General features: G+C 32.3%; 9 protein-coding genes. 3 read left to right on the top strand and 6 right to left on the bottom strand.

What is annotated here, in order from left to right; genetic code table 11:
• Positions 1-196 precede the first annotated feature (196 nt).
• Entirely contained in the window at positions 197-2389 is a 2193-nt protein-coding gene (locus J3U20_RS09085; RefSeq protein ID WP_160542964.1) for a glutamine synthetase III, read from the bottom strand.
• A 581-nt stretch (positions 2390-2970) separates the two neighbouring features.
• Between J3U20_RS09085 and J3U20_RS09090 the strand changes: the two genes are divergently transcribed.
• From J3U20_RS09090 to J3U20_RS09100, 3 genes are all read left to right on the top strand, one after another.
• Complete coding sequence (locus J3U20_RS09090) at positions 2971-3954, top strand: aldo/keto reductase (protein ID WP_105296448.1); 984 nt, start codon at positions 2971-2973, stop codon at positions 3952-3954.
• A gap of 19 nt (positions 3955-3973) precedes the next feature.
• Complete coding sequence (locus J3U20_RS09095) at positions 3974-4693, top strand: 3-ketoacyl-ACP reductase (protein WP_160542965.1); 720 nt, start codon at positions 3974-3976, stop codon at positions 4691-4693.
• A gap of 67 nt (positions 4694-4760) precedes the next feature.
• Complete coding sequence (locus J3U20_RS09100; protein ID WP_160542966.1) at positions 4761-5735, top strand: 2-hydroxyacid dehydrogenase; 975 nt, start codon at positions 4761-4763, stop codon at positions 5733-5735.
• 70 nt (positions 5736-5805) lie between these two features.
• Here J3U20_RS09100 and J3U20_RS09105 read toward each other — a convergent pair whose 3' ends face one another.
• The 5 genes from J3U20_RS09105 to J3U20_RS09125 all read right to left on the bottom strand — a co-directional run bounded on the left by J3U20_RS09105 (position 5806) and on the right by J3U20_RS09125 (position 13511).
• Entirely contained in the window at positions 5806-8181 is a 2376-nt protein-coding gene (locus J3U20_RS09105; protein WP_160542967.1) for a hypothetical protein, read from the bottom strand.
• Between the two features lie 177 nt (positions 8182-8358).
• Positions 8359-9108 (bottom strand): hypothetical protein, encoded by a 750-nt coding sequence (locus J3U20_RS09110; protein ID WP_160542968.1) that lies wholly within the window; start codon positions 9106-9108, stop codon positions 8359-8361.
• Positions 9109-9585: 477 nt separating this feature from the next.
• Positions 9586-11091, bottom strand: coding sequence for a glycerol kinase GlpK (glpK, locus tag J3U20_RS09115; protein WP_105296443.1), 1506 nt, complete (start codon positions 11089-11091; stop codon positions 9586-9588).
• Positions 11092-11219: 128 nt separating this feature from the next.
• Positions 11220-12527 carry a hypothetical protein gene (locus J3U20_RS09120; protein WP_160542969.1) on the bottom strand — a complete coding sequence of 436 codons (1308 nt, stop codon included), beginning with the start codon at positions 12525-12527 and terminating at the stop codon, positions 11220-11222.
• A 120-nt stretch (positions 12528-12647) separates the two neighbouring features.
• Complete coding sequence (locus tag J3U20_RS09125; protein WP_160542970.1) at positions 12648-13511, bottom strand: hypothetical protein; 864 nt, start codon at positions 13509-13511, stop codon at positions 12648-12650.
• Positions 13512-13568: the final 57 nt, after the last annotated feature.

Here is a 13568-nt window from a genome sequence, read left to right on the forward strand (position 1 = left end):
AACATGATATTTACCGCTTTTAAAGACTAGTACGAAATTTATAATCATTATAAATAAAGGAAAAAAGTTTTTTTAAATAGAGGTTTATATTTACAATTTTATAAGAGAAATATTTAGAAAAAGATTAAAAAAGAGGGTTGATAATTCATCAACCCTCTCTATAATAAATATCTATTGAAAATTAAATCAATTTCGCCTATCTTAATGTAAAAAGTAATTCTCTATATTTTGTTAATGGCCACATTTCGTTGTCTATTAGCATTTCCAACGCATCAGAATGTTCTCTGATCTTATCAAATAAAGGTTTAACTTTATTACAAAAAGTTTCAGCTTGTTTAGCAGGATCTGAAATAGCGATCGCCTTGTCTCTTTCTTTAAACAATTTATCAACCCCGCTTTTAATTTCTGTAATATGAGAAGAAATATTTTTAATAAGATCCAATTGCTCTTTACACATGGACTTCATTTCATTTTCCCCAAAAATATCTTTTAATCCTTTTGCATTTTCAATCAATTTAGTTTGATAATCAACAGCCACAGGAACAATGTGATTACGAGCCATATCTCCTAATACTTTAGCTTCAATAGAGATCATTTTAGAATATTTTTCCAATTTGATTTCATTTCTGGCTTCAATTTCCTTATGAGATAAAATATTTAGCTTTTCAAATGGCTCAATATATTTTTTGTTTAATTCAAATTTTAATGCCTCAGGCGTAGTTTTTTTATTTTCCAATCCTCTTTTTTCCGCTTCTTTTACCCAATCTTCACTATAACCGTCTCCTTCAAATAATATAGATCTTGATTCAGTAATATAGTCACGAAGAATATTAAATATTGCTTCATCTTTTTTAAGACCTTTAGCAATCAATTCATCAACCTCTTTTTTGAATTTTTGTAATTGATAAGCCATTATAGTGTTTAAAACGGTCATAGGCTCACCACAATTAGCTTGAGATCCGACAGCTCTGAATTCGAATTTATTTCCGGTAAATGCAAAAGGCGAAGTTCTGTTACGGTCTGTATTGTCAAGTAATAGTTCAGGGATTTTTCCGACAATATTTAATTTTAAATCCGTCTTTTCATCCGGAGAAAGTTTTCCTTTAGTAACTTTTTCCAATTCATCTAAAACAGCGGTTAACTGAGATCCAATAAATATTGAAATAATAGCAGGTGGAGCTTCATTAGCACCTAACCTGTGATCATTACCTGCCGATGCAATCGAAGAACGTAGTAAGTCACCATAGTCATGAACAGCCTTAATAGTATTGATGAAAAAAGTAAGGAACTGGAGATTTTTCTTAGGATTCTTTCCGGGACTCAATAAATTTTCTCCGGTATCTGTTGAAAGCGACCAGTTATTATGTTTTCCGCTTCCGTTAACACCATCAAATGGTTTTTCATGAAATAAAATACTTAAACCGTGTCTGCGGCTTACTTTTTTCATGACATCCATTAATAATGAATTGTGATCTACCGCTAAGTTAGCTTCTTCAAATAATGGAGCTAATTCAAATTGATTCGGAGCAACTTCATTATGTCTGGTTGTTACAGGTATACCCAATCTCATACAGTCAATTTCCAACTCTTTCATAAAATTTCTTACGCGAGTTGGAATAGATCCGAAATAATGGTCTTCGAGTTGCTGTCCTTTAGCAGGGGCATGACCTAGAAGAGTTCTTCCCGTTAAAACCAAATCCGGACGGGTTTGAAAAAGTGAAGAATCCACTAAAAAATATTCTTGTTCCCAACCCAAAGTAGAATAAACTTTGCTTACATTTTTATCGAAATAGGCTTGACACACTTCAGTAGCAGCTTCATCTACCGATTGTAATGCTCGTAATAGTGGAGTTTTATAATCTAAAGTCTCACCGGTATAAGAAACAAAAATTGAAGGAATACATAGGGTTGTATCAATAATGAAAGCAGGTGAAGTCGGATCCCAGGCGGTATAACCTCTTGCTTCGAATGTATTACGTATTCCACCATTAGGGAAGCTGGAAGCATCCGGTTCTTGCTGAATTAATAAAGAACCGCTGAATCTTTCAATGGCTCGACCTTCTCCAATTGGATTAAAAAAAGAATCATGCTTTTCAGCTGTCTCTCCCGTTAAAGGTTGAAACCAATGAGTATAATGGGTAGCACCTTTAGACATAGCCCATTCTTTCATGGAAACAGCAACCTGATCTGCAATTTCTCTTGTGATTTTCTTTCCATATTTTATCGCATCTAAAATGCTTTGATAAGCTTCTTTAGTCAGATATTCACGCATGGTGGATTCTGAAAAGACATTTTCGCAATATAGCTCAGATAATTTTTTTGGAATTTCTATATGTTTAGGCTGTAAATAAGGAAGCCTTTTTAAAGCATAAAAACGTAATGTTGACATAAAAGGTATTTTTTTTAGAGGGTAAATATAATTATAATATTAAAATAAATCAAATAACCCTCATTTTTTACACACAATTAAAAGAATTTTATTAAAAATCATTCATTGAATTCTTAACATATTATCAAAAAAAAACTTCAATTTTAATAAATAAAATAAAATAAACAAGTAATAAGTATTTTAATATGAGAATGTCATAAAAACAAAATGTATAAAAAAAATAAATTATTTTATATTCATTTATTATTTATCGGGCTCTATTAAGAATAATAAAAGAAAGAAAAATAATTTATGAATAAATAGTTAACTTGTAATATGTTACGAATGGATAAATTTTTCACTGTATTGTGGATAAAATATTTTAATACGGTTTTTATATGAAATAAAATTAGAGAAACAGAATTGAAAAGATAGAATATTTAAAATAATTATAAAAACTGGATAATAGTAAAATTTTTGTTTATAAAATCTTGCGTTGGTATAATATTTTCATTAATAATTTTAAATAAATCTTATAAAAGATAAGATTAAAAAGATAAAAATAACAACAATAATTAAAATTAATCAAAAACCTAAAAAACATGGAACATAGAAAAATAGGCGATTCAGATTTATCTTTATCGGTAATAACTTTTGGAGCTTGGGCTGCCGGAGGCTGGATGTGGGGAGGAACAGAAAGAAAAGTTGCCGTTGAAGCAATCAAATCAGCTCACGATGCAGGAATAACATCTATCGATACGGCTCCTATATACGGACAGGGAACCAGTGAATCTATAGTAGGAGAAGCTATTAAAGGAATTCCTAGAGATAAAGTTCAAATTTTAACTAAATTTGGAATGCGTTGGGATTTAGCTAAAGGAGATTTAGCCATGCACAGTAAAGACAATTCAGGAAAAGATATCGATATATATAAATATGCTGGAAAGGAAAGTGTTATCTATGAATGTGAACAAAGTTTAAAACGTTTAGGAACCGATTATATAGATCTATATCAACTGCACTGGCCGGAAACCGTTACACCCATAGAAGAAACGTTTGAAGCAGTTGCAAAATTAATCGAGCAAGGAAAAGTACGTCATGCATCCGTTTGTAATTGCTCCACTTCACAAATTGAAGCAGCAAATAAAGCATGCAAAATACTTTCCGATCAGGTTCCTTATAGTATGTTAAACCGTAAAATAGAAAAAGATATAGTTCCTTATTGTATTAAAAATAAAAAGTCTATCTTAGCTTATAGTCCAATGGAAAGAGGATTATTAACCGGAAAAATTAAACCGGATCATAAATTTGAAGAAGGTGATGCTAGAAGGGACATGAAGATGTACCAACCGGATAGTATTAAAAGAATTGATGATTTCTTGGCTAAAATTAAACATATAGCAGATGATCAAGGAGCAACCCTGGCTCAGTTAGTACTAAAATGGACTGCTGAACAACCGGGGATTACCATAGCCTTGGCCGGTGCAAGAAATGCAGAACAAGCAAAACAAAATGCAAAAGCAGCTGAAGTAAAAATCAGCAAAGAACAAATGGATTTTATCGATTCGGAATTAGCAAAATTATAAAATCATATAAAGAATTATTATGGAAAAACTGACAGGTAAAAAAGCAATAGTTACAGGTGGAAACAGAGGATTAGGAAAAGCAGTGGCTTTAGCTCTGGCTGCTGAAGGGGTAGATGTAGCTATTACAGGAAGAGATGAAAAAACAGTTAAGGAAACTGTAAAGGAATTAGAAGGAAAAGGAATAAAAGCTGCATATTCAATTTTTGATGTTTCCAATCAAAAAGAAGTTGAAACGGAAATGGAAAAATTACAAAACAGTTTCGGATCCTTTGATATTTTGATCAACAATGCAGGAATTTCAGCATTTCAAAGTTTTTTGGATATGCCTGTTGATCAGTGGCAAAATATTGTACAAACCAATCTCTTCGGACCTTATTTCATGTCTAGAGCAGTTTTGCCTGCAATGATTGAAAAAAAAGGAGGAGATATCATTAATGTTTCATCCACGGCAGGATTAAAAGGGGGAGCAAACACTTCAGCCTATAGTGTTTCAAAAGCCGGTTTAATATCCTTGTCGGAATCATTGATGTATGAGATGAGAAAGCACAACATAAGAGTTACAACTCTTACACCAAGTACCATTGCATCAGACATGTCTGTAAAATTATTAAAAATTACGGATGGAAATCCGGAAAAAGTTTTACAGCCGGAAGATTTTGCAGAATTAGTGGTTGATATTCTTAAGTTAAATAAACGAGCCTTGTTGGCAAATGCATCTTTATGGTCAACCAATCCTTAAAATTATAAACCCATAGATAAAGTCCGGCTAATAGTACCGGACTTTATTATTTTAACATTAAAAATAGATGAAAGTATTTATATCCGGCAAAATACCGGAAGTAGGAATAGACATGCTGAAAAAGGAAGGTTATGAGGTCGAAATGTGGACAAATTCGGAACCTATTACCCTTGCAGAATTAATAGATAAATGTAAACAATCCGACGCATATATAAATGTCATGTCTCCTGTGCCGGAAAGTTTTTTTAAAGAAGTTACAAATTTGAAAGTTATTTCCACATTTTCGGTTGGTTATAATCATATCGATATCCAATCAGCCACACGTTTGGGCATACCAGTGGGAAATACCCCGGATGTTCTCAGTAATGCAACGGCAGACATTGCTTTCTTGTTACTGTTGAATGTTTCCAGAAAAGCTTTTTTTAATTATCGAAGAATAATCGAAGGAAATTGGAAGCCGGGTTTTTTATCAGTAGAATATTTAGGGCAAGAATTGAATGGAAAGACCTTAGGCATATTTGGTATGGGACGTATAGGAATCAAAATGGCTCAAAAATGTAAAAATGCATATGGGATGAATATACTTTATAATAATAGGCATAAACAAGAAGAAGCCGAAAAAGAATTAGGAGCGCATTATGTTTCTTTTGAAGAATTATTGGAACAATCGGATGTAATAAGTTTACATGCCCCTTTAACAGATGAAAATAAAGGTATTTTTAATGCCTCAGCGTTTAAAAAAATGAAGAAAACATCTATTTTAATAAACACGGCCAGAGGTCCTATGGTTAATGAAAAAGATTTAATACAGGCCATCCAAGAAGGTCAAATCTGGGGAGCCGGTTTAGATGTAACAGATCCCGAACCCATGAAAGCAGATAACCCTTTATTATGCATGGAAAATGTTGCGGTTACGCCTCATATCGGATCAGCAACTATAGAAGCGCGAAATGCGATGTCGGCTTTATGTGCTAAAAATATTATTTCCGGTTTAAAAGGAGAAAAATTACCTTGCGTCGTTAATCCCGAAGTATATAAATAATTAAAATATTATATTGATTTATAGTAATGAATGTATGAGCTTGTAAAATCTATATGTGTTTATTTGAAAATTATAATTCCATAGTTAACTTGATAGACATATTTTGATCTAAATTTCCAACTTTATAAGCGCCTAAACGAGCATATACGCCAACACCTACCAGGCCTAATAATAGCTTATTTGCTTCAAAACCAACTTCCTGGTAATAATCTTTAGGAACATCGAATTCAAAAAGCGAATGAACATCTTTATTTGGCATCCATCCTATAAGACCATTGTATAATACGGCAAAATGTAGAGATTTAAATTCACTTACGCGTAAAGGACGGAAATGGTGGGTAAATTGAAAAGAAATAAATCTATCTGAAAAAAAGGAGGAAGGTCTCATAGTTTCAAAACTTTGAAAGCCTTTAAAAGCAAATCTACCCCAAATACTGTTTCCGTGCTTCGCAACCCCGTTGCCCTCGAAAGAATTTATAATTGGAGTATCTCCGAAAGTGGCTCCTATATTCCCGATAATTTCAGTTTTACCTAATTTGGACAAAAAAGTATATAAAGCCGAGAGGTATAAACGATGAATACCTGTACTGTTTTCAAATAATTTCCAAGATTTAGCGTAAGTAAAATAATAATAAGGAGGCTTATCTTGTAATGTATATTTTCCGTTATTCGATTCGATATATTTTACATTGGGAGCATATCGTAAACGTATCGCAGTATTAACATAGTTAAACCAAGTACTTTCATCGTAATCTTTAAATTTATAATGAAAATTCACCCGTTGTCTTTGGAAATCAACCGCAAAAGTAATATCAATATTTTTTAGAAAGTCTTGTTGATATGATAATTCTACTTTCCTATAGCTAAAATAATCACCGTTGTAAATATTATTGGTTTTAGCCGTAAGCTCATCTTTTGGAGTTAAATACTTAATTTTGGTTCTTCCCACCGGCAGCACATCGGTTTCTGCTTTTATAGATAATTCTCCCCCTTGGTGCTTATTAACAAAAAATGTTACATCTGCTCCTCCTTTAACTTCCTCATCTCGGGTTCCTTTAGCTATATAACTTCCTATACGAGTATTTTTACTGAATTTATGGTTAGTATGTCCTCCTAGTTGATAACGGAAAGATTCATACAGGTTATGACTGAATATACTGTATACATCAAAATTAAAAAACCCCAGTTCCAGATCCCCCTCGGTGAGTTTTCTTAAAAATCGTAATTTAGGTTCCAGTTTGTATTCTTTTGATATGCGGTATAATTCATTATAAGTAGTAGCTTCGCGATGAGTTAAAGAATCGTCTCGCAGTGCTGAAATTTTTTCATCTGCATTTTGGGAAACTTCTTTTGAGATAACATATTCATATCCTTTGAAGTCATTAGCAGTATAAGAAACATCGTTGGTGAAATTGGTTACATGAGAATCTATGGTTGCCGTAGTAGTTAATCGAGTTATCGAATGCAATCCCTTAGGCAGTAGTTTATTTATTTTTTTGATGAAATTACTGCTTAAAATTTCCGTCTTCATATATTCATCTTCTGTATACCAAATTCCTTCATAGGGAGCATAAGTTATTTCGTAGTATATATTGGAGATTTTCGAATTATTGCCAATTAATTTTACGAGCGCATACGATTCAGAATCTACAAAAACAGTTAGATTTTTGTAAAATTGAGCTTCACTTTTTCCATGAGAATAGGTATAGATAACATATGTTTTTCTGTTGTTAATATAGACACTGTCTACCAATCGGGATATTGTTCCCTGCGTTTCCCTGGGCTTAAGCATTTCAGGATAATCATTGACCATTGATTTTGCAATGGAAAAATTAAAAAATTGCGGATTACTAAATCCTCCTGCTTTATAAGCTGTTACAATGGCTTTTTTACCATATTTTTTATCATATTCATAAAGCATAGTTCTTTCACCAATAAAAACCATGCTTTTTTCTAAAAATCCTTTTAATTTATTGTTTAAAGTATCCAGTTTTCTTTTAGGATGATTAATATAAGTAACGGAATCAGAAGGCATGTCTAAAGTAAATTTTACATACGAATCAAACTTATACGCATTGAGATGATCAGCATTATTTTTACTGCTCTTTTCCCATACTTTTTTTAGTATAGATACAGCCTTAGGATCACTCTTTTTTTTAATTTTTTTAAATAAATAAATAGTTTTATCCAGTTTGCCGATCATCTCTATTTTAGGCAAGTAACCATCAACACGAATGATTATTTTGTTTATATTACTATCTAAAGTAATCATTCCTTCTGCATTGGTAAATCCTAACAGGCTATTTGATTCATTGTAAATAAAAGCTTTTTCAACAGGTAGATTGGTTTCAATATTTACAATTTTAATGTGTATTTGACAGAAAAGATGTAGAGAAAAAAAGAGAAAAAATAATAGAACTAAGTTGCTTCTTATAGATGTTTGCATTTATAGAAATAATCTTTTTTGCTTCAATTGATTAAAAAATCCGAATTTTTAGCTTGTACTGAAAACGTAAATTTATAAAATTATTTTTTATACGAAAATGGTTTAAAGTATTTTAATAACTAAAAAAGCCGATTTATTATAAACCGGCTTTTTTTATATCTGAATTAAAAATATTTATTAGAATAAAGAAGAGGCGATTTGGACTCTTGCTTCTTTGCGTGAAGGATTCCACATGGCTGTGGCAGAAACAGGTAATTTATATCCGAGAACCGTAATATCTTTAGAAGCTGTAATTCCGGCATTTACAATGTCGAAATCGTGTTTTTCATTACCATAAAAGCTAGATTTTCCTGCAAGTCCAAAAGCAGCACCGCAGAATATATCCAGATCCACTACTTTACCTTTTATAATAGGATAATTTAGTCCGGTATAGGTAGACCATCTTTGATCTCCTTTTTCATTTCTGTCTGCTCCGTAAAAAGAAGTTCCATAATCTAGTTTTAAAGGAAAGCTGTCACAGAAAACAAAATATCCTCTGAAATCAAATCGATGTCCGGTTGTTTTGTGATCATAATTCCAAATGTCATTATCCTTAGCATCTTTTAATCTTCCGGTAGAATTGAATACATCCCATACACCGACACCCCATTTTCCCGTACTATAGTGTAGATAATAATTAATTTCATGATAGTGTTGTCCGTTTGTATCTCCGAGACCTATACCGCCCCAAACTCCCAATTTTAGATATTTTTTATGATCTAAGGCATAATTTATGTCTACGTCGGCCATAGCACCGTCTGTAACAGTTATACCTCTCCAAAAGTGGTTAGATCGTAAACTAAGATTGAAATCTAATCTTTCTATTTCTTGACTATATAATGAAATAGAAGATATAAGAACTGTAAGTAAAATAAGAATTTTTTTCATATTAATGGATTTTAGTTTGTTTTTATTTTAAATCAGCATTGAAATTTGGATGTAAAAATATAAATATTCTACCGGAATATATAATTTATTACTAATTATTCGGAAATATATTGAAACTTTTGTATCAATTAGATTAAAAAAATAGGGTATTTAGTACAAATATTTTAGATATTATTATAAAGCTGTTAATTATCTTGTCTAAATTTTATAATATATTTTTTAGATAGATTTACAGATGCCGAATTCTGAAAAATTTTATTACATTCAAAATTAGCATCAGTAAAACCATCTATATTTTATGGGTATGATTAATCAATCCAAAGAAACTATATTGTTAGTTACAGTTTCTAATTGTAATTAGTTTTACAAAAAATCACAAAAACCAACGTTAAGAACTTTTAGAAGCATTTAATTTAATTACTTCTTTTATTTGCTTTATATAATTTTATAGTAAATGTAAGTCTTTGCGTGAAAACTTTATTTGTCTTCATCATCAACCCAATTAAGTACTCTGCTTACCGCTCTTTTCCAACCTTTTAAATAATGTTCGGCTTTATCTTTATCCATTTCAGGTGTAAATACACGGTCTACAGATCGTTGAGCTTGAAGTTCATCAATGCTTTTCCAATAACCAACAGCTAATCCGGCCAAATAAGCAGCACCTAGAGCGGTTGTTTCCAATGTTTTAGGTCTAATTACATTAAATCCGAAAATATCAGATTGGAATTGCATCATTAAATTGTTAGCACAAGCACCCCCGTCAACTCGAAGTTCAATTTCATGAACGCCGGAGTCAGCTTCCATAGCTTTTATTAAATCATACACTTGGTAAGCAATACCTTCTAAAGTAGCTCTGGCAATGTGTCCATCGGTAGTTCCTCTGGTAATTCCTAAAATTCCTCCACGAGCATAGGGATCCCAGTACGGAGCACCTAAGCCTGTTAATGCAGGAACAAAATATACCCCTCCATTATCTGGAACAGTTTTAGCTAAATTTTCAGTGTCAGCAGAGGTTTTAACAATTTTAGCTCCGTCTCTTAACCACTGAACTACCGCTCCACCAACGAATACACTACCTTCAAGCGCATAATAAGTTTTACCATTAATCTTCCACGCAATGGTGGTTAATAAATTATTTTTAGATAAAACCGGTTTTTCACCTGTATTCATTAATAAGAAACACCCTGTACCGTATGTATTCTTCGCCATTCCTTTATTTGTACACAATTGACCGAATAAAGCAGCTTGTTGATCTCCGGCAATACCTGAAATAGGAATTTTTGTTGAGAATAGAGTAGTGGAGGTTTCACCATACACTTCACTGCTTTGTTTTACTTCAGGAAGCATAGATTTAGGAATGTTGAATAATTTTAATAAATCTTCATCCCATTCCAAAGTATGAATATTAAACAATAAGGTACGAGAAGCATTAGAAACGTCGGTAACGTGCATTTTTCCTCTGGTAAGTTTCCAAACCAACCAAGTATCAACAGTACCAAAACAAAGTTTTCCTTGCTCAGCTTTTTCTCTAGCACCCGGAACGTTGTCCAATATCCATTTTAATTTTGTCCCTGAGAAATAAGCATCCAGTATTAAACCGGTTTTTTCTCTGATCATATCAGTTAAACCTTGTTCTTTAAGTTCATCACAATATTTGGAAGTTCTTCTGTCTTGCCAAACGATAGCATTGTAAATGGTTTCACTGGTTTCTCTGTCCCATACAATTGTGGTTTCCCTTTGGTTGGTAATACCAATCGCAGCTATATCCAATCCGGATATACCTTTTTTAGCTATTGCTTCGGCAGCAACAGACATTTGCGAAGACCAAATTTCTTCAGGGTGATGTTCCACTAACCCCGGTTTTGGAAAGTATTGGGTATAATCTTTTTGTGCAACCGATACTATTTCTCCTCCATGATTAAATAAAATAGCTCTGGAAGATGTAGTTCCCTGATCTAAAGCTAAAATGAATTTTTCTTTCATCTTTATTGATTTTAGTTATTTAATTTGTCCGTATAAAATAAAACAAAAAATACATTTAAAATAGGATGATTAGTAATTTAATGATCTTTTTTTAAATGTATTTTAAATTTTATATGTTTTTTATTATGTTAAAAAACTCCTTTCGTATTATTGTATAATACGATTTGGTAACTCAATCCGAACCAATCATTAGCAATGCTTGGTCCACCTTTTTCCGCTCTATGCTGATAGAACGCTGTTATTTTTGCCATTCTTGGACTGTTAGGGTATAAATAAAAATTTACCCCGGCAGTATATAAGTAAAGCTTTTCATAGTCAAATCCGGAAATATCTTTATTTCCTTGATTGAAATATTCAAATCTTGCAACAGGTTCAATTTTTGGAGTAACATTAAATCCTGCTAATAAAGAGTAACCTAACTTATTAACCTTAACAAAATCATGTTTAGTATAATCCATATTGTTAGGGGTTACAAATATAGTATTTCCATTTTCATCAACGCTTGTAAATCGTACATTTTTGTAAGTACCGTAATCAAATTTAAATTTGTATTTGTTAGGATTTATATAGTATAAAAACCCTGAATAAGCCCAAGCTTGTTTAAAGCCCATTCCCGGAAGATTAACAGCACCCATATGACCACCGAATTCAACATTTTTTACAGGGAAAAAACGTAGGGATGCATCCCAGCTTTTAAATTCTAAACCGTGGTTTCCTTGTCCTTCCGATGGACCATCGTTGAAGGAAGACCAATATCTGTCTCGATTGCTGTCGCTATTATGCAAAAAGAAGGCGTAACGTACAAAATTTTTAACGTTACCCGAAACGTTAATACCATAATGTCTTAAATCAGGAGCTCCTTGAGCAGCACTTTGATTTTCAGATGTATAAGTAAAGTCGGCTAAATCTAAGTCATAAGCAGATGTTTCATTAGCAGCTCTGTTTCCGGCTCCTTTAAAACGTCCTAACTGTAAATTAAGCAACGGATGGAAGTTATATTTAATGAAAGCATCAGAAATTTTGCTTGCGTGTAGGTTCCAAGTTATGCTAGCGCTCAATTTAGGAGATATAGCCATATCTGTATGTAAGAATCCTATTTTGAATGCAGCCGGTTGAAAATTATAGCTTGAATTTGCTTCTTTATGAGGTCCTTTTTCACTAGGAACTTGTTGGTAAATAGTTTCCAGAACCATACCGATTCCGTATTTCAGAGTAGGAGTGAAGCTATTTTCATCTCCGCCCGTTAATTCTTTAATAAAATTTAACTTAATACCTTGAGAAAGCTGGGAGCTATCGCTGTTCATACGTTCCACAAGTGAAGGTCTTTTTTTAATAGAGTCGCTGTCTTGTTGGAATTTATCCAGGGAGGCTTTTTGGCCATAGCCTAAAATAAATGCTGCCGTAAAGAAAAGTGATAAACTGCGTTTAAATTTCATGTTAGTTGTTTTTGTTTAGTAATTAATTGGTTTCGTAATGTAGTTGTTGAAATAAGGCAAAGATTTGGTATTTAATGCTTTGCCTTATCTTTTTATGTTAATAAGTGGAACGAAAGAGAATTATTTTTTAGTTTTTTCAAAAATATACAATTCGTGAATTTCTCTGTCATAGCCGGGGTAGAATCCGGACGGCATACCCATTTTAATGATTGCTCCTCTATTATTAAGGATAACAAGGTCATTGGTTACAGGATCAATTGAAAGACCTTCAATTTCTCCGGCTCTTTTAAATTCAGGAATTGATCTAAATAATGAAACTTCCGCACGAGTTTGGTTCGGATCGCTTACGTCAGCAATATAAACATTATCTGCTTCAGGAATATCGGAATCCCCGTCATCAGAAGTTATTAAAAGTTTTCCATCAATATGATAAACCCCTTGTTGCCATTGCGGAGAGGGTTGTAAATGAACTTTACCAATATATTTTCTAGTTTTTAAATCATATTTATATACATACCATCCGGAAGTCCAATCAGACATCCAAGCAATGTTGTTCTTTCTGTCAATAGTAATTCCACTAACTTCCGGTTGTTCAATTTCTCCAAAGTCTATAGAATATTTATAATCTAAAGTTTCAGCATCGTAAACGGCAATTTGAATATTGCGTACAACTCCTGAATCAAAAAATTCTACTCCGGTATAAACTTCTCCATTATAAATATCGATATCTCCGAAATGATTTACTTGTTTTTCAAATTTGGTAAATGGTTTATCGTTTTTTGTAATTAGATTCCCATTTTTATCGTATTTGAATAAAGCGGTGCTGCTTGATACATAGTAGTAATCTTTGTCTATAGCAATACCTTGTCTTCCTTCAACAGGAATAACTTTTTTTAGTTTGTAGCTACTCCCTGATTTTGCTAATTTTTGAGCATTCATGGAAGTGAATCCAACTACTAATAGTGCAAGTATTAGTTTTTTCATGATCTTTTTTTTGTAACGTTAATATTTATTTTATTTTTTATTTTGACTCGTTTATTT

Origin of the sequence: Apibacter sp. B3919 (assembly GCF_026537405.1) — a bacterium.
GTDB lineage: Bacteria > Bacteroidota > Bacteroidia > Flavobacteriales > Weeksellaceae > Apibacter.

Coding starts and splice junctions, on each gene's coding strand:
- J3U20_RS09085 (WP_160542964.1), bottom strand. CDS start 2,389: ATGTCAACATTACGTTTTTATGCTTTAAAAAGGCTTCCTTATTTACAG.
- J3U20_RS09090 (WP_105296448.1), top strand. CDS start 2,971: ATGGAACATAGAAAAATAGGCGATTCAGATTTATCTTTATCGGTAATA.
- J3U20_RS09095 (WP_160542965.1), top strand. CDS start 3,974: ATGGAAAAACTGACAGGTAAAAAAGCAATAGTTACAGGTGGAAACAGA.
- J3U20_RS09100 (WP_160542966.1), top strand. CDS start 4,761: ATGAAAGTATTTATATCCGGCAAAATACCGGAAGTAGGAATAGACATG.
- J3U20_RS09105 (WP_160542967.1), bottom strand. CDS start 8,181: ATGCAAACATCTATAAGAAGCAACTTAGTTCTATTATTTTTTCTCTTT.
- J3U20_RS09110 (WP_160542968.1), bottom strand. CDS start 9,108: ATGAAAAAAATTCTTATTTTACTTACAGTTCTTATATCTTCTATTTCA.
- glpK (WP_105296443.1), bottom strand. CDS start 11,091: ATGAAAGAAAAATTCATTTTAGCTTTAGATCAGGGAACTACATCTTCC.
- J3U20_RS09120 (WP_160542969.1), bottom strand. CDS start 12,527: ATGAAATTTAAACGCAGTTTATCACTTTTCTTTACGGCAGCATTTATT.
- J3U20_RS09125 (WP_160542970.1), bottom strand. CDS start 13,511: ATGAAAAAACTAATACTTGCACTATTAGTAGTTGGATTCACTTCCATG.